Consider the following 15,590-nt stretch of genomic DNA (forward strand, 5'->3'; position numbering starts at 1 on the left):
AGCCGGATCGTGCTGGCTTCCGCGTCGAGACGGCTGTGAAGGGTCTCCAGATCCTGTTTGAATAGCAATGCTTCCTGATGTAACTGGGTCGCCTGACGCTCATCCAATCGCATCAGAAAATTCGTTTCGTTGAGATGGATTCGCAGCAGACGGTTGTTCAGGGTGAGGGTCAGCTCCTGAGCGGTCTGGAGATGATCAAGACGTTGCCAAGACCACCAAGCGCCCGCTAGCAAAAGCAGCAGTGCACCGACAAAGACGGCGGAGAGGCTGTTGAGTTGATGTCGGATGAGCATCGGTTGTCCTTGGCGCATGCCATTTTAAGAGACTGTATAGAAACTAAAACATTGATAATAAATAGGTCATTTAGAGTGACCAGTTTAAGAGGGTGTAGACAAAAATAATTGAGCTGCTATTTGTATACCAGTCTACAACTGAGCTGGTGTGCGCTGATGTCGAAAGCTGGTCGTCCCCCCAAGATTCACGAGGCGGAGCAAGCGGTATTGCGTCAAATTGTCACGGATCGCCCGACCTCCACGCTGTCAGAGATTGCCCGGGAACTCGCGGCACGGACGGGAATCGAGGCTCATGAAGCAACGATTCGCAAGTCCTTGCGGGAGGCGGGCGTCACGCGCCTCCGGGGCGAGAGTGGTCTCGAGGCGCAAGCGCGCGCAACGCCGCGTCGGTATGGGTATACGGATGCGCATCGTCGCCACGACCCCGACCAAAGCTACCCAAGTTGTCTGACCGATGCGGAGTGGGACTTGGTCGCCGCTCTCTTTGAGATGCCGGGCGGGCGGGGTCAACCGCCCCGCGTGTCGCGCCGGAGCATCCTGGAGGCGTGTTGCTACGTGGTGCGCACGGGGTGCGCGTGGCGGATGCTGCCGCACGATTTCGCGCCTTGGCAGAATGTCTACAAGACGTTTCGCCGTTGGAGTGCGGCTGGGAAGTTTGAGCAGATGCATGATCGACTGCGGGGGCAATGGCGCGAACGCGAGGGGCGTGAGATCGCGCCGACGGCGGCGGTGCTGGATGCGCAATCGACCCGCGGCTCGCCGCAGGGTGGACCGAGCGGCTTTGATGCGGGCAAGCAGGTCAAGGGGCGCAAGCGCAGCCTGGTGGTCGAGTACCTTGGGGTTCGTGTTGGCGGTGAGCGTGGTCGCGGCCAATCTTCAGGACCGCGATGCCGCCTCGGGCGCCGTCGCTGACGCGGCCGCCAAGTACCCCCAGATCAACACGCTGTTTGTCGATAGCGCCTACGCCGGTCAATTTGCCCAAACCACCGAGCAGACCCACGCGATCCGCGTGGAAGTCGTGCGCCATCCAGCCAACAAAAGCGTTGGCTCCTGGCACGTGGACGGGGCGCCTGACCGAGTGGTGATCGCCAACGCCGACGGCTTCGTTCCGCTGCCGAAGCGCTGGGTTGTCGAGCGCACCCATGCGTGGAATGAGCGTGCCCGTCGATTGATCATGCATCATGACCGTCTGCCAGCGGTCTCCGAAACCTGGGTTTGGCTGGCGGAGGCGCGCATCCTGCTGCGGCGGTTGACCACAACGGTTTGATTTTGTCTACACCCTCTTAGAGGGTGTAGACAAAAATAATTGAGCTGCTATTTGTATACCAGTCTACAACTGAGCTGGTGTGCGCTGATGTCGAAAGCTGGTCGTCCCCCCAAGATTCACGAGGCGGAGCAAGCGGTATTGCGTCAAATTGTCACGGATCGCCCGACCTCCACGCTGTCAGAGATTGCCCGGGAACTCGCGGCACGGACGGGAATCGAGGCTCATGAAGCAACGATTCGCAAGTCCTTGCGGGAGGCGGGCGTCACGCGCCTCCGGGGCGAGAGTGGTCTCGAGGCGCAAGCGCGCGCAACGCCGCGTCGGTATGGGTATACGGATGCGCATCGTCGCCACGACCCCGACCAAAGCTACCCAAGTTGTCTGACCGATGCGGAGTGGGACTTGGTCGCCGCTCTCTTTGAGATGCCGGGCGGGCGGGGTCAACCGCCCCGCGTGTCGCGCCGGAGCATCCTGGAGGCGTGTTGCTACGTGGTGCGCACGGGGTGCGCGTGGCGGATGCTGCCGCACGATTTCGCGCCTTGGCAGAATGTCTACAAGACGTTTCGCCGTTGGAGTGCGGCTGGGAAGTTTGAGCAGATGCATGATCGACTGCGGGGGCAATGGCGCGAACGCGAGGGGCGTGAGATCGCGCCGACGGCGGCGGTGCTGGATGCGCAATCGACCCGCGGCTCGCCGCAGGGTGGACCGAGCGGCTTTGATGCGGGCAAGCAGGTCAAGGGGCGCAAGCGCAGCCTGGTGGTCGATACCTTGGGGTTCGTGTTGGCGGTGAGCGTGGTCGCGGCCAATCTTCAGGACCGCGATGCCGCCTCGGGCGCCGTCGCTGACGCGGCCGCCAAGTACCCCCAGATCAACACGCTGTTTGTCGATAGCGCCTACGCCGGTCAATTTGCCCAAACCACCGAGCAGACCCACGCGATCCGCGTGGAAGTCGTGCGCCATCCAGCCAACAAAAGCGTTGGCTCCTGGCACGTGGACGGGGCGCCTGACCGAGTGGTGATCGCCAACGCCGACGGCTTCGTTCCGCTGCCGAAGCGCTGGGTTGTCGAGCGCACCCATGCGTGGAATGAGCGTGCCCGTCGATTGATCATGCATCATGACCGTCTGCCAGCGGTCTCCGAAACCTGGGTTTGGCTGGCGGAGGCGCGCATCCTGCTGCGGCGGTTGACCACAACGGTTTGATTTTGTCTACACCCTCTAAGAGACTGTATAGAAACTAAAACATTGATAATAAATAGGTCATTTAGAGTGACCAGTAGTCATTGCGGCGATCTTGGCATTTTCGAGGGCTGCCATCGCGTAAGCTACTGTTTTTATTTAATCGAGTTTCTCGGCAGTCTCTGAAGGGTGTTTGAGCGGGTAAACTGGGTCGGTCGCGTCAAGTGCTGCGGCGCTTGCGTCCGGGGGGCCTGAACACTACTCCTGATTGGCAAGATTCTCCAGTTAAGCCGGTTTCCCGCGGCCAATTGACGCACGCTGGGTTCTCCCCCGTCGCCGAGGAGTTCCGCCATGCCCATGAACCGCATTCAATTCCAACCCGGGCTGTCGCTGCCCGCGCTGTGGCGAGGCCCGGCATTCGGTCTTCCGTGTCGGTGCGCATCAGACCTTCCAGTGTCGGGTATGCCACGTCCAAACATCCCTCATCGCGGGCACCCTGCTCCAGAGCACTCACCTGGCACTGACCGTGTGGTTTTTGGCGATCTATTTGATCAGCGAAGCCAAGACCGGACTGTCCGCCCTCGCGCTGAAACGTGCGTTGGGCGTCAGCTACCCGACCGCGTGGCTGATCCAGCACACACTGATGCAGGCGATGGTCGAGCGCGACCGCGCCTACACCCTCGCGGGCGAAGTCCAGGTGGACGACGCCTACTTGGGCGGTGAACTCACTGGCGGTACCGCCGGTCGCGGTTCGGAGAACAAGGTGCCCTTCGTGGCGGCGGTGTCCCTAAATCCTGACAGACATCCCCTATACGCCAAGATGACGCCCGTCCCCGGCTTTACCCGCACGGCGATCGCCGTCGGGCCGCGCCCAGAGCGCTGGATACGCCTGACTGAGGAAGCTTGCTAATCAGGACACCTGTTGAGAGGAAGGCTCTGGCGTTGCCTCGACAGCGTGAAACCGGCCTCTGTGAAGCAGGGAGAAAAATTTGATCAGATTAGTCAGAGTTGATCAGGTATTTCAGAGCGGTGAACTCGTTGTCCTTGCAGACGGCCACGCAGCGTCCGCAGCCGTTGCAGCGCTCGGGATCGAGCTGGATGGTGGCGGCGACCGTCGTTCTGGAGGTGGGGATGGCCATGGCTGGCAGTCTCTCATCGTGTGCTCGCCGCCGGCGTTTGGCGGTCCGCGCTCCTCAAAAGATGCATGCCAAACGAGCGCGGCGACGCTCGACGACAGCGTCAGATGATGCGCCTGGTCGGAGGTGATCCGCCATCCGGGCGGATCGACACGGATCGGTTAGCGCCAAGCCGACCCGCCGCCTGGCGACCGGGTTCTTGACCCTCGCGGCCAATGGCTCCGATCCGGTCCGGCTCGATGCGCCGCTGTTCCTACTCGCACTCGCGATCTTTCTGGCCTGCACGCGCTACTGGACCCTGTCACTCGCGCGGGAGTTTCGTCTCCAAACGACTCGGGCACCTGGCAGGGGGCGCGGCGAGCCGGCGGCTGCCCCAAGGTTGGACTGGAACGGGATGCGTGCACGATTCGGTGAGATCGAGGTAAACTGATCCGCCTAGGCGACGGCATCGTCCCGACTGGAGACACTTGGTCGGAAGCATACGGCCACCAATTTCTGCGTGAAGCGGACGTCCGTGAGTCGAGCGGCGAAGCGTTGCTCTTCCTTATGTAGACGCATCGCACCCTCTGTCTACGATGTAGGGTATTCCTCTTGCCTACCAAGGATACTCGCGTAACGGCGACGAATTTTAATTTCTGTTGTGGGTTAACATACGACCTAAGCAGGCTATCGGGATAATCATAAAATTGTCGGTTGTTTAGTTCTACTTTGTTAGCTTGACATAAGCTTATGATTTTCAAATATTATTTTCAGGGAAAATTTTATTTGGAAATGGCAGATCATGGCTAACGCGATTGGTAGCGAAACCGATGCGATGTTAAAAAACATGGTTGGTAACCTCTCCGCTCATCTGGAGGATTATCACGAATTTTTTCAAAACGAAACAGCTGATGGTCATGAACTGAGTCGAGCTTACATCATGGGTCTTCTCAAAACTGAAGCCGGAAAACGGAATCTCGAACGCATCAACGAAGAAATTGATGTGTCCGGTGGTGATGGTTATCAACGGATCCAACAGTTCATCACAGATTCACCGTGGTCGGCGGGAAACCTCATCGGTGCGATCGCCCAAGACACCTCAAGTCTGTATGCGAATCAGCCGAATTATCGCGGTCGGGATGTCGGCTACATCATTGATGAGTCAGCGCATCTCAAGAAAGGCAAGTATTCCGTTGGCGTCGCGCGGCAATATGCCGGTGTCATTGGTAAGGTTGAGAATTGCCAGGTAGGCGTTTATGCCAGCTTAGTTTGGGAATCACAGAGCACGTTAATTAATGAGCGGTTGTTCCTTCCAACGTCCTGGACCGCTGATTTAAAGCGATGTGACCAAGCGGGTATTCCTGAAGAGGCACGTCAGTTTAAAACGAAGATCGAACTCGCACTGGAGATGATTCAATCCGATCTGGCGGCGGGCGTAGACATTGGTTGGGTGGGCGGTGATGGCCTGTACGGACACGGGTTAGAGCTTGGTGTTTCTTTAGATAACATAGGGTTAAATTTTCTGCTTGATGTTCATTGCGATCAGATGATCTATCCCCTCAAACCCATTCTATCGGTTCCGGAATCCGCTGGGCGAGGACGAAAGCCAACCAAACTTCAAGCTGATCGCGACCCCACGCAAGTGAGATGGTATGCCGACCATCTTTATCCTTTCCAATGGCGCACGATGGCCGTTCGCAATGGGGCCAAAGGGCCGATCACGCTGTCCGTTCATACCGCTCCCGTGTGGGTTTGGGATGGCAAGTCGGAGCGCGTGACCGAGCGGGTATTGGTCATCAGCCGAAATCACGCGGACAACAAGATCAAATACTCACTCAGTAATGTCGATTATCGGAGCACCCCGATCGAAAGGCTGGCTTACATGCAAGCACAGCGCTATTGGGTTGAACGGGCATTTCAAGAAGCCAAAAGCGAATTAGGAATGTCAGATTATCAAGTCAGAAAATGGAATGCCTGGCACCACCATATGGCGCTGGTGATGTTGTCGCTGTCCTTTATTGTTAAAGAGCGTCTTTTGCACAAAACCGATTATCCATTGGTGAGTTGCCGTGATCTTCGGCTTCTCATCATCGCTTTACTACTCAACGATCCGGATGCGGTCGAAAAAAGAATCCAGCAAATGCGGGTCAGGCATGAGCAAAGGCGCAAGGATATCGAGCGTTATTACAAGCTGACCGCGACGGGATAGTCAATGCGTTTGAATTAAAGTAACAAAGTAGAATTAGGGCGAACCCAATACACTAGGTAAATGAGGATATGCCCCTAAATGGGTAGTATCCACTATACCCTGTTTGACTATGCATATAGAAGGAGTTAGAAGCGTTGATACCGAATCATAGCCATGATGGAGTGCTTCCCCCATTCTTGCCTGGAGGTTCACCGGCTGAGAAAGGCGCAATGGCACCATATCGCGCTGAGCTTTTTGAAGTTATCCAACGATTTGGCAATACAAAGGAACGTCGCGAAATATTAGAAGGATTAGTTAATTATAGGAATGCGTTGCGCGCAGCAGGTATACATTCTGGATTCCAATGGCTAGACGGAAGCTTCGTAGAAGACTGTGAAAAGATCCGTGGCCGGCCGCCAAAGGATATAGATATCATCACGTTCTCAGTGCGTCCAGATGCAGTTTCGGAGTCAGCGTCTTGGCGTGAATTTGTACTGTCCAGACCTGATTTGTTCGACCCTGAGACGACTAAGCTGCATTTCAGGTGTGATGCCTATTTCGTTGATCTGAGCGTAAATCCGGTCCACCTCGTAGCACATACAAGATACTGGTTTGGGCTATTCTCTCATCAACGAGATACCTTTTTGTGGAAAGGCATGATTGAAGTTCCTTTTGGCAGAAACGACAGTGATGTCGAGCTGCTTTTAAGTTCGGAGATACAAAATGCCTCGTAGACTTCGTATGCAAGGGTTGCAAGCCGAGCTTGCGTCACTCAGCGATTTACTTCAAAGCGCTAAAGAAATGGATGATCCAGTCGGTGAATTTCAACTGGAAAAACGCAAGAAAAAAATCGAATCTGAGCTGTTGTCACTGGTCGAACACCCCGAAAAGAAAGCCAGTATTGCCTTATTTTTTGGAGGTAAGCCGGTACTAGGGTCACGAGGAATTTCCGCAGATTTTGCCGCGCATATGCTGGAGAGCTTCCAAGATTTGGTAGCTCGGTCATTCGCATCAGCGGAGCTAGGAATGCTTGGTGGTAGGGGGCCGATCCCTATGAGACAAGCAACTAATCTGATGGTTACCAATTTAACCAAAGGATCATTTGGTTTTGTATTGGACGAATTGTCTGATCAAGAGGAAACTGACACAACTGCTTTGAAATTTATTGTTGAGGAAGTGGTTCGGACATTGGGTAAAGTGTCGTCTTCAAATGAGCTAGATTTTGAAGAAGTTGCGGAAACATTGGAGCCGCGAATGCTCATTTCGCTTAAAGATTTTTTTGTAACGCTAGACTCCGCCGAGGGCACAATTAGGCTCGTTGATGACGTTGCAGATATTTCATTGGATTTGCCTGCGATCCACCGAGGTCGCATCAGAACAGAAGTAACGTCAATCGATGAGACAGATATAACTATCGAAGGAATCCTTATTGGTATTCTTCCTGAGCACCGAAAATTTGAAATGTTGGTTGATGGGCAGATGCTCTATGGGTCTGTGTCCAAGGAGGCTGCCGAGGAGTATTCTGGATTGATCGGCCGAGGAGAAAAGCCGGAGCGAAAAGCTTGGAAAGTTCGCATTAAGCGAAGAATAGTAACTCCTCTGAGCAGGCCGGCTAGAGAAGTAAACAGGTTGTTAGGGTTCTTGGGTAAAATGGATGTATAGCAATTCCACAAATTAACACGTCACTCGGCACGCTCCGAGTTTGCCTACTGTGATAGCTGCCGTCATCCAGGTCGTGAGTGTCTGCTATTCTGGTTTCTCTCGGTGCCAAAGGTTTAGGATTAAACTGACCGCTTCTCGCGTTCTCCAGCCACCGGACTTGGCGGCGTGCCGCTCGTCTGGACTTGGCCGACTCCGGTCCGCCCGTCGTCTATTCCCAAGGAAAGCCGCGTGGCGACTCACCCACCCGAAGAAGCCTCGCCCGGCCCCTGGCCCAACCGACACGCCGTCCGCGGATCCGGCTGGCCATCGAAATACCTGTCCAGCAGCCGGTGAAAGACCGAGCCCGGTGCCGAGACGCCGGCAAAGAGCGTGGCGCAGGATCTCAACTTGCGGTCGTCCGGCGCGCCGAGGATCTCCCGCGCGGATCGGCCATCGATCGCCAGGACGGCCTCGGCGCATTCGCGCAGACGCGTCCCGAGCAGCGGGTGCCGCAAGTAGGCTTCGGCCTCCGCGCGATCCGTGATCGCGTAGCGCCGCGACAGCGCGCTGAAGCCCAGGCCCTCGATCTGCGGGAAGATGTACCACATCCAGTGGGAGCGTTTCCGGCCGGCCCGGAGCTCGGCGAGCGCCTGGTCATAAGCGTCGCGCTGCGCCGCGACGAAGCGGTTCAGGTCATGGGGATCGGTGCTGTCGGTCATGGCGGCCTCCTCAAGACCTAGGCGTCAGCCCGCCACCTGACGGGCGCCGATCAGCTCGATCGGGTAGCCGTCCGGATCCTCGACGAAGGCGATGATCGTGGTGCCGGCATGCATGGGGCCGGCCTCGCGCAGGATCCTGCCGCCCAGCGCCCGAATGCGCTCGGTGGCCTGGTAAACGTCATCGACCTCGAGGGCGATGTGGCCGTAGGCGCTGCCCAACTCATAGTGGTCGACGCCCCAGTTGTAAGTCAGCTCGATGACGGTCTGCTCCGACTCCTCGCCATAGCCCAGAAAGGCCAGCGTGAACTGCCCGTCCGGATAGTCCTTCTGGCGCAACAGCCGCATGCCCAGTACCTGGGTGTAGAAGTCGATGGCGCGCGGCAGATCGCCGGTGCGCAACATGGTGTGGAGGATTCGCATGGTCAGGGTCTCCGATCGGTCTGAAAAAGGGGTTGGCGGAGGCGGCTCGGGCGCGGCGGGCGGTGCGCGTCACCCGCTCGTCCATCCCAGCAAGGCCAGTCCATCGACCAGGAGGACCGCGGCAAGCACGACCAGCAGGGCGCCGAGCAGTCGCATGATGAGGAGATAGGCTGGGCCGGTCAAAAAGACCTTCGATCGCCCGACCGCCAGGGCCAGGAGGATCTTGGCCCCGACCAGCGCGGTGTAGAAGCCTCCCAGAAAGAGCACGGGGGCGATCGGACTCAGCGCCCACGCCTTGGTCATCAGGGGGCCGCCGACGCTGAGCCAGAAGAGATAGGGATGCGGGCTCAGGGCATTGGCCAGGACGCCCTTCATCCAGGATCGCGGCGCGGAGTCGCGCGACGGGAGGGCGAGGCCCTGGGTGCGCAGGCTGGCGTATCCCATCGACAGCACGAAGGCACTGCCCGCGAGCGCGATCGCCCCGAGGATCCACTCGAACTGGGCGAGCCGGGACAGGACGAACAGCGTCGCGAGGATGATCGGAAGATCCGTGATGAGGGGCGCGAGCGCGACCCTGATGCCGGACCTGACGTCGTGCCGCAGCGTCTCGGCGATCACCAGGGTCAGCAGCGGTCCGGGGGCGAGACCGGCGGAGAGACCGAGGACGAGGCCGGTGGCGAGCGAGGCGGTCGTCATTCGATGAGGCCCTTGACCTGCAAGGCCGCGCGCGTCAATGCCGCTCGCAGCGGCAGATCGGCTGCGTCGCGCAGGTCGAGATGCATCGCGAAGACCCAGGTATCGTCGTGCGTCTCGATGTACCCGACGTACCAGCCGAGCGACGGCGTCGAGCGCGTCGACCAGCCGGTTTTGGCGCGCAGCGTCCAGGCGGGGGTCTGCTCGACGACCATGATGTCGCGCAGAGTGTCATAGGCTTGAGGCCCGAACGGCAGGGTCCGACGCACCACCTGTTTCATGAACGCGACCTGCTCGATGGCGCTGATCCGCAGCGACCCGTCCAGCCAGAACTCGGTCAGCGCGAAGGGCTCCGACAGCGCGCCGTACCCCGCCTGGCGAATCGCTTCACGATAGGTGGCCGCGCCCACGCGACGCGCGAGGGTCTGATAACACCAGACGCAGGACACCTTGAAGGCGCTGGCCAGCGTCTGGTCCCGGTTCCAATCCAAGAAGGCGTGGCGCTGACCGTCCCAGGCCAGGCGGTCGTTGGCCCCGCCGATCGCCTTGGCCTCCAGGGCGATCAGGGTATTGAAGATCTTGAAGGTGGAGGCCGGCGAGACGCGGCGCTGCGCGCGCGTATCATGGTGGATGAAGGTCTCCCCGGTACGCAGTGAGGACAGCACCAGCGTGCCGTCGCGGTCGGCGTGCGCAAAGAGCGCGGCGATGTCCGCGTCCTCGGCGAGGACGGGAAGCGACAGCAGCACGGCGGTCAGGGTCAGGAGCAGGCGACGCATGATGGATACCCGAGCGAATGTGGTCGACAGACCGATGGCAGGGCGCTGGCCATCCGGATTGGCGGCGACCGCCCGCGCCGGAGGGACGCGACGCCCGCCCGCTACTCTATCCGCTCGTGGCGCCACGTCAATCACGCGCCGACCAGGCTCAGGGCGCGTCCGGCGTGCCCGCCCGCGGCAAGGTCTCCAGGATCTCGGCCCACCGCTGCGCCTCGGCCTCCCGATGCGCCTCGCCGACCGTCTGCACAGCGCGCAGATCCTGGAGCCGGTCGGCCGCGCGGTTGCCCTGCCCTTCGGTGAGCGTCGCCAGATCCAGATCGGTCGTCGTCAGGATCAGGTCCGACGCCTTGACCACTCCCCTTCGCTTGTCTGTTCGGTCCTGCCATGTCCTGCCCTGTCATCTGGTAGGGCTTTTTAATGCTTCAGACCTCTCGCGGACGAGGCTCTCGCGGACGAGGCGCCTGCGATCCATGCCCGTCCCTTTCAGGGCGCCGAACGGCTGAAGGTGCGCGGTGAGCCGATGCGGTGGCGATCCCGCGCGTGGCCTGAAACGGTCCTACCTGCGCAGCGCTGTCTCTGTGCCATCATGCTGGCATCCTCATGGCTGGAATCGCGACTATGCAACGCTGGATCAACCCGGAGCAGACCCGTGATGACCTGGACCGGCGGCGCGTGAGTGTCACCCCGACCCGCGCCGCGGACCACCACGGCGGAGGCTGCCCATCATGAATCGCCTGACGGACTGGTGGCACTCCCGGAGGCGGGTGCGCGAGCGCGCCCGGTTCAGTGACGCGGACTGGACTCACGCCTGGGAGTCGCTGCCGCTGCTTGCGGGTCTCAATTCAGCCGAGTCCTCCCAGCTCGGCGATCTCGCCCGGCGTTTCCTGCATGACAAGACCCTGGAGCCCGTTCAGGGACTGCGGCTGACGGATCGCATGCGCCTGACGATCACCTTCCAGGCCTGCCTGCCGGTGCTGGAACTCGGACTCGACTGGTACCAGGGCTGGTACGCGGTCATCCTCTATCCGGATGCCTTTATCTCCACGCACGAGGTCATGGGCGAGGATGGTGTGGTCGGGGTCGAGCAGGAAGCCAGAAGCGGCGAATCCTGGGAGCACGGACCGGTCATCCTCTCCTGGTCGGACATCCGCGCCGGCACCCGACTCGACGGCGACAACGTCATCCTTCATGAGCTGGCGCACAAGCTCGATGGATGCTCGGGCCGCATCAATGGCTGCCCGCCGCTGCACGCGGGGATGTCCGGCGCCGCCTGGAAGCGCGTCTTCGCAGGGGCCTTCGACGACCTCTGCCGGCGCGTCGATCAGGGCGAGGACACCCCCATCGACCCCTACGCCACCGAATCGCCCGCGGAGTTCTTCGCCGTGGTCAGCGAGGCATTCTTCGAAGTCCCCGCGCTTCTCGTGGGCGAATACCCGGACGTCTACGCCCAGCTCAGCGCCTTCTATCGTCAGGATCCGCTGCGGCGGCAGAACCGGCGGTCACGCCCAGCGCGGGAGGCGCGTTAGGGAAGATGCCTACCCCTTGTTCTTGGCCACCGTCGTCCTCAATAGCCATTCACGGCCAGGTCACGTTGGCGCCCGGCGCCCTTGTGAAGAGGAACGAATCGGCATGAAGACGCAGGTCGTTGGCTCGCGAACTGGGTCCCCAGGGGATTCATGTCGCCCATCTGATCATCGACGGGGTCATCTGGAGCGATCGGGCGCGCGACGCCTTCCGACTGTCCCGGGAGCAATGCCTGGATCCCGAGGCGGTGGCGCGCACCTGTGTGACGCTGCTCGCACAGGACCGCTCGGCCTGGACCCATGAACTGGACATTCGCCCCGATCGGGAGACCTTCTGAGCGGAACCCGCGCGCCAAAGCCACCATCTGAATTCAGAAGACCACCAGCTACCCGGAGATCAGCATGCTTCAGATTCGACCGGCCAATGAACGGGGACAGTCGCGCACCGATTGGCTCGACAGCCGCCACAGTTTTTCCTTCGGCGACTATCACGATCCCGATCGCATGGGATTTTCCAACCTGCGCGTCATCAATGAGGATCGCGTTGCCCCAGGCAGTGGCTTCCCCACCCACGGACATCGGGACATGGAAATCGTTACCTATGTCCTGGAGGGCGCACTGGAGCATCGCGACAGTCTGGGCAATGGCGCCGTCATCCGCCCGGGGGAGGTGCAGTACATGAGTGCGGGGAGCGGGGTTCAACATAGCGAATTCAATCATTCGCAGACCGAGCCGGTGCATCTCCTGCAGATCTGGTTGCTGCCAAACCGGGTGGGAATCGCTCCGGGCTACGCACAGCAGTCATTTTCTCCCGAGAGCCGTCGGGCGTGTCTGCGCCTGCTGGTCTCGCCCGATGGACGTGACGGATCCGTGATGACCCATCAGGACGCCTCGCTCTATGCGTCGCTGCTTCTGGCGGGCGAAACGGTGCGTCAGGCACTGCCGGGCGACTGCCGCGCCTATGTGCAGGTGGCACGCGGACGCGCGACGGTCAACGGCATCGCGTTGGGGCCAGGCGATGGCGCGGCGCTATCCGAGGTACCGGACGTCGAGTTGACGGGCCTCGACGCGGCGGAGGTCTTGCTGTTTGTGCTGCCATCGACACGAGGCTCCATCGCATGAATTTTCATCTTGAAGGGAAACGTGCGCTGGTCACGGGTTCGACCGGCGGAATCGGGTTCGCCACGGCCCTTGGTCTGGCCATGGAAGGCGCCGAGGTGGTCATCAATGGTCGGACGCCAGCGCGCGTCGAGGCTGCGTCCCAACGGATTCGCGACGCCGTGCCGGGGGCACAGGTCCGTTCGGTGGCCGCGGATCTCTCCAGCGCCGACGGCTGCAACGCCCTGATTCAGTCCGTCCCCGATCTGGACGTGCTGATCAACAATGTCGGAATCTTCGAGCCCAAGACGTTCGAGGCGATTGACGATGCGGACTGGTTGCGCTTCTTCGAGACCAATGTCATGAGCGGCGTGCGCCTGTCACGCCACTACCTCATGGGCATGCGCGCGCGCGACTGGGGGCGGATCGTGTTCGTCTCCAGCGAATCGGCGCTCCAGATCCCACCGGAGATGATCCACTACGGCATGACCAAAACGGCGCAACTGGCCATCGCCCGGGGTCTGGCCGAGACCACCGCCGGGACCGGGATCACGGTCAACAGCGTGCTGCCCGGACCCACGCGCTCCGAAGGAGTCGCCACCTTCGTGGAACGCCTGGCCCAGGAGCGCGGGATCGATTTCGCGGCGATGGAACGGGAGTTCTTCGCGTCCGCCCGGCCCTCCTCACTGTTGCAGCGGTTCGCGACGGTCGAGGAGGTAGCGAATATGATCGTCTATGTCTGTAGCACCGCCGCGTCGGCCACGAATGGCGCGGCGCTACGGGTCGACGGCGGTATCGTGCGCGCCATTGCCTGAAACGCGGGGTTTGCCGTCCCAAGCACCGGGGCGCATGCGGTTGGGCAGATCGCGGCCCGGTAGCGATGTCCATCAGGAGTCGGTCATGGCCAGTCTGGGACGGCTGCATCGCGATGCCGTGTGCGCTCACGGCTGAAGGGCGGTGTCTGATCGATCCCTTCCAGTCAGTGAGGTCGTCTCACCCAAGTGATACCGGCTCACGCGTCTTCGCACTGCTCGCCAGAGCGTCATCGAAACCTGTCGCAAACGGGGTCAGGCACCGTAGCCGTAAATTGCTGGCGCGATTGCCGAGCGCGGTGCTGGTCGCCAAATAGCCCCGCAGCCGATCGGTCTCTGAACGACTGCATCGCCTCCTGAGAGGGTGTAGACAAAAATAATTGAGCTGCTATTTGTATACCAGTCTACAACTGAGCTGGTGTGCGCTGATGTCGAAAGCTGGTCGTCCCCCCAAGATTCACGAGGCGGAGCAAGCGGTATTGCGTCAAATTGTCACGGATCGCCCGACCTCCACGCTGTCAGAGATTGCCCGGGAACTCGCGGCACGGACGGGAATCGAGGCTCATGAAGCAACGATTCGCAAGTCCTTGCGGGAGGCGGGCGTCACGCGCCTCCGGGGCGAGAGTGGTCTCGAGGCGCAAGCGCGCGCAACGCCGCGTCGGTATGGGTATACGGATGCGCATCGTCGCCACGACCCCGACCAAAGCTACCCAAGTTGTCTGACCGATGCGGAGTGGGACTTGGTCGCCGCTCTCTTTGAGATGCCGGGCGGGCGGGGTCAACCGCCCCGCGTGTCGCGCCGGAGCATCCTGGAGGCGTGTTGCTACGTGGTGCGCACGGGGTGCGCGTGGCGGATGCTGCCGCACGATTTCGCGCCTTGGCAGAATGTCTACAAGACGTTTCGCCGTTGGAGTGCGGCTGGGAAGTTTGAGCAGATGCATGATCGACTGCGGGGGCAATGGCGCGAACGCGAGGGGCGTGAGATCGCGCCGACGGCGGCGGTGCTGGATGCGCAATCGACCCGCGGCTCGCCGCAGGGTGGACCGAGCGGCTTTGATGCGGGCAAGCAGGTCAAGGGGCGCAAGCGCAGCCTGGTGGTCGATACCTTGGGGTTCGTGTTGGCGGTGAGCGTGGTCGCGGCCAATCTTCAGGACCGCGATGCCGCCTCGGGCGCCGTCGCTGACGCGGCCGCCAAGTACCCCCAGATCAACACGCTGTTTGTCGATAGCGCCTACGCCGGTCAATTTGCCCAAACCACCGAGCAGACCCACGCGATCCGCGTGGAAGTCGTGCGCCATCCAGCCAACAAAAGCGTTGGCTCCTGGCACGTGGACGGGGCGCCTGACCGAGTGGTGATCGCCAACGCCGACGGCTTCGTTCCGCTGCCGAAGCGCTGGGTTGTCGAGCGCACCCATGCGTGGAATGAGCGTGCCCGTCGATTGATCATGCATCATGACCGTCTGCCAGCGGTCTCCGAAACCTGGGTTTGGCTGGCGGAGGCGCGCATCCTGCTGCGGCGGTTGACCACAACGGTTTGATTTTGTCTACACCCTCTTAGGTCTCAAGGTTTTTTACTTTGATGATCTCGGCCGTCTTGTAGGACTGTTCCAAGTCAAGCCTGGCTAGATCGCACAGGGTGGCGATGAGACGAAGCAGGGTTTTGCGTTCGCGCGGATCCAGCGCTTTGCCAGCGGTGGCGACTGGCTCAGGGGCGCTGGTCAGTTCGGCCTTGGTGCCTTGTTGGTATAGATGCCCGATTCCCATCGCGCGGTCGCGAAGTCTTGCAATTCATCGGGGAACAAACGCTAAGTCAGATCCGAGAGTTCGCGCTCGGGCGGATGGTTGCTGTAGCGAATGAGGGTGTTCGGATGG

Annotated in this window: 16 protein-coding genes and 2 pseudogenes; 11 read left to right on the top strand and 7 right to left on the bottom strand. The window is 60.5% G+C overall.

The features are described from left to right. The first annotated feature begins 449 nt into the window (after positions 1-449). From THIVI_RS14640 to THIVI_RS14650, 3 genes and pseudogenes are all read left to right on the top strand, one after another. Positions 450-1,560 (top strand): annotated as a pseudogene (locus tag THIVI_RS14640) (IS5 family transposase). A gap of 87 nt (positions 1,561-1,647) precedes the next feature. Further along, positions 1,648-2,757, top strand: coding sequence for an IS5 family transposase (locus THIVI_RS14645; protein ID WP_041447215.1), 1,110 nt, complete (start codon positions 1,648-1,650; stop codon positions 2,755-2,757). 358 nt (positions 2,758-3,115) lie between these two features. Then, positions 3,116-3,589: pseudogene (locus THIVI_RS14650) on the top strand (IS1595 family transposase); the annotation flags it as partial. 142 nt (positions 3,590-3,731) lie between these two features. Here the strand turns inward: THIVI_RS14650 and THIVI_RS23830 are convergent. After that, positions 3,732-3,872 carry a 4Fe-4S binding protein gene (locus tag THIVI_RS23830; protein ID WP_014779317.1) on the bottom strand — a complete coding sequence of 47 codons (141 nt, stop codon included), beginning with the start codon at positions 3,870-3,872 and terminating at the stop codon, positions 3,732-3,734. A gap of 778 nt (positions 3,873-4,650) precedes the next feature. Here THIVI_RS23830 and THIVI_RS22900 point away from each other — a divergent pair. From THIVI_RS22900 to THIVI_RS14660, 3 genes are all read left to right on the top strand, one after another. Next, positions 4,651-6,057: an IS701 family transposase gene (locus tag THIVI_RS22900; protein WP_014776674.1), complete on the top strand. Its 1,407-nt coding sequence runs from the start codon at positions 4,651-4,653 to the stop codon at positions 6,055-6,057. A 134-nt stretch (positions 6,058-6,191) separates the two neighbouring features. Continuing rightward, positions 6,192-6,770 carry a DUF6932 family protein gene (locus THIVI_RS23835; RefSeq protein WP_014779319.1) on the top strand — a complete coding sequence of 193 codons (579 nt, stop codon included), beginning with the start codon at positions 6,192-6,194 and terminating at the stop codon, positions 6,768-6,770. Beyond that, positions 6,760-7,698, top strand: coding sequence for a hypothetical protein (locus THIVI_RS14660; RefSeq protein ID WP_014779320.1), 939 nt, complete (start codon positions 6,760-6,762; stop codon positions 7,696-7,698). Before THIVI_RS23835 ends, THIVI_RS14660 begins: the two co-directional genes overlap by 11 nt. Positions 7,699-7,934: 236 nt before the next feature. Here the strand turns inward: THIVI_RS14660 and THIVI_RS14665 are convergent, their stop codons facing one another. The 5 genes from THIVI_RS14665 to THIVI_RS14685 all read right to left on the bottom strand — a co-directional run bounded on the left by THIVI_RS14665 (position 7,935) and on the right by THIVI_RS14685 (position 10,640). Continuing rightward, positions 7,935-8,396 carry a DUF1810 domain-containing protein gene (locus THIVI_RS14665; RefSeq protein ID WP_014779321.1) on the bottom strand — a complete coding sequence of 154 codons (462 nt, stop codon included), beginning with the start codon at positions 8,394-8,396 and terminating at the stop codon, positions 7,935-7,937. A 24-nt stretch (positions 8,397-8,420) separates the two neighbouring features. After that, the gene (gloA, locus tag THIVI_RS14670; RefSeq protein ID WP_014779322.1) at positions 8,421-8,816 is read right to left on the bottom strand and encodes a lactoylglutathione lyase; all 396 of its coding nucleotides are present in this window, start codon (positions 8,814-8,816) and stop codon (positions 8,421-8,423) included. 69 nt (positions 8,817-8,885) lie between these two features. Beyond that, on the bottom strand, positions 8,886-9,512 hold the full coding sequence (locus tag THIVI_RS14675) for a LysE family translocator (protein ID WP_014779323.1): 627 nt from the start codon (positions 9,510-9,512) through the stop codon (positions 8,886-8,888). Continuing rightward, positions 9,509-10,285 (bottom strand): class D beta-lactamase, encoded by a 777-nt coding sequence (gene blaOXA, locus THIVI_RS14680; RefSeq protein ID WP_014779324.1) that lies wholly within the window; start codon positions 10,283-10,285, stop codon positions 9,509-9,511. The genes THIVI_RS14675 and blaOXA overlap by 4 nt, the downstream gene beginning before the upstream one ends. 148 nt (positions 10,286-10,433) lie before the next feature. After that, positions 10,434-10,640: a hypothetical protein gene (locus THIVI_RS14685; protein WP_014779325.1), complete on the bottom strand. Its 207-nt coding sequence runs from the start codon at positions 10,638-10,640 to the stop codon at positions 10,434-10,436. A gap of 370 nt (positions 10,641-11,010) precedes the next feature. Here THIVI_RS14685 and THIVI_RS14690 point away from each other — a divergent pair, with 370 nt between their 5' ends. The 5 genes from THIVI_RS14690 to THIVI_RS14710 all read left to right on the top strand — a co-directional run bounded on the left by THIVI_RS14690 (position 11,011) and on the right by THIVI_RS14710 (position 15,256). Further along, a complete protein-coding gene (locus THIVI_RS14690) occupies positions 11,011-11,811 on the top strand; it encodes a M90 family metallopeptidase (protein WP_014779326.1) in 801 nt (266 codons plus the stop codon). 119 nt (positions 11,812-11,930) lie between these two features. Beyond that, a complete protein-coding gene (locus THIVI_RS14695) occupies positions 11,931-12,146 on the top strand; it encodes a Rossmann-fold NAD(P)-binding domain-containing protein (protein ID WP_041447033.1) in 216 nt (71 codons plus the stop codon). Between the two features lie 64 nt (positions 12,147-12,210). Beyond that, complete coding sequence (locus THIVI_RS14700) at positions 12,211-12,930, top strand: pirin family protein (protein ID WP_014779327.1); 720 nt, start codon at positions 12,211-12,213, stop codon at positions 12,928-12,930. Beyond that, positions 12,927-13,721 carry an SDR family NAD(P)-dependent oxidoreductase gene (locus THIVI_RS14705; RefSeq protein ID WP_014779328.1) on the top strand — a complete coding sequence of 265 codons (795 nt, stop codon included), beginning with the start codon at positions 12,927-12,929 and terminating at the stop codon, positions 13,719-13,721. The genes THIVI_RS14700 and THIVI_RS14705 overlap by 4 nt, the downstream gene beginning before the upstream one ends. A gap of 425 nt (positions 13,722-14,146) precedes the next feature. Continuing rightward, positions 14,147-15,256 carry an IS5 family transposase gene (locus THIVI_RS14710; RefSeq protein WP_041447215.1) on the top strand — a complete coding sequence of 370 codons (1,110 nt, stop codon included), beginning with the start codon at positions 14,147-14,149 and terminating at the stop codon, positions 15,254-15,256. Positions 15,257-15,272: 16 nt separating this feature from the next. Here THIVI_RS14710 and THIVI_RS14715 read toward each other — a convergent pair whose 3' ends face one another. After that, on the bottom strand, positions 15,273-15,482 hold the full coding sequence (locus THIVI_RS14715) for a hypothetical protein (RefSeq protein ID WP_014779329.1): 210 nt from the start codon (positions 15,480-15,482) through the stop codon (positions 15,273-15,275). Positions 15,483-15,590: the final 108 nt, after the last annotated feature.

The organism is Thiocystis violascens DSM 198, assembly GCF_000227745.2.
Taxonomy (GTDB): Bacteria; Pseudomonadota; Gammaproteobacteria; order Chromatiales; family Chromatiaceae; genus Chromatium; species Chromatium violascens.

Bases quoted from the DNA above. Each gene is read 5' to 3' on its own strand.
- THIVI_RS14645 (WP_041447215.1), top strand. From the start codon at position 1,648: ATGTCGAAAGCTGGTCGTCCCCCCAAGATTCACGAGGCGGAGCAAGCG.
- THIVI_RS23830 (WP_014779317.1), bottom strand. From the start codon at position 3,872: ATGGCCATCCCCACCTCCAGAACGACGGTCGCCGCCACCATCCAGCTC.
- THIVI_RS22900 (WP_014776674.1), top strand. From the start codon at position 4,651: ATGGCTAACGCGATTGGTAGCGAAACCGATGCGATGTTAAAAAACATG.
- THIVI_RS14660 (WP_014779320.1), top strand. From the start codon at position 6,760: ATGCCTCGTAGACTTCGTATGCAAGGGTTGCAAGCCGAGCTTGCGTCA.
- THIVI_RS14665 (WP_014779321.1), bottom strand. From the start codon at position 8,396: ATGACCGACAGCACCGATCCCCATGACCTGAACCGCTTCGTCGCGGCG.
- gloA (WP_014779322.1), bottom strand. From the start codon at position 8,816: ATGCGAATCCTCCACACCATGTTGCGCACCGGCGATCTGCCGCGCGCC.
- THIVI_RS14675 (WP_014779323.1), bottom strand. From the start codon at position 9,512: ATGACGACCGCCTCGCTCGCCACCGGCCTCGTCCTCGGTCTCTCCGCC.
- blaOXA (WP_014779324.1), bottom strand. From the start codon at position 10,285: ATGCGTCGCCTGCTCCTGACCCTGACCGCCGTGCTGCTGTCGCTTCCC.
- THIVI_RS14690 (WP_014779326.1), top strand. From the start codon at position 11,011: ATGAATCGCCTGACGGACTGGTGGCACTCCCGGAGGCGGGTGCGCGAG.
- THIVI_RS14700 (WP_014779327.1), top strand. From the start codon at position 12,211: ATGCTTCAGATTCGACCGGCCAATGAACGGGGACAGTCGCGCACCGAT.
- THIVI_RS14705 (WP_014779328.1), top strand. From the start codon at position 12,927: ATGAATTTTCATCTTGAAGGGAAACGTGCGCTGGTCACGGGTTCGACC.
- THIVI_RS14710 (WP_041447215.1), top strand. From the start codon at position 14,147: ATGTCGAAAGCTGGTCGTCCCCCCAAGATTCACGAGGCGGAGCAAGCG.
- THIVI_RS14715 (WP_014779329.1), bottom strand. From the start codon at position 15,482: ATGGGAATCGGGCATCTATACCAACAAGGCACCAAGGCCGAACTGACC.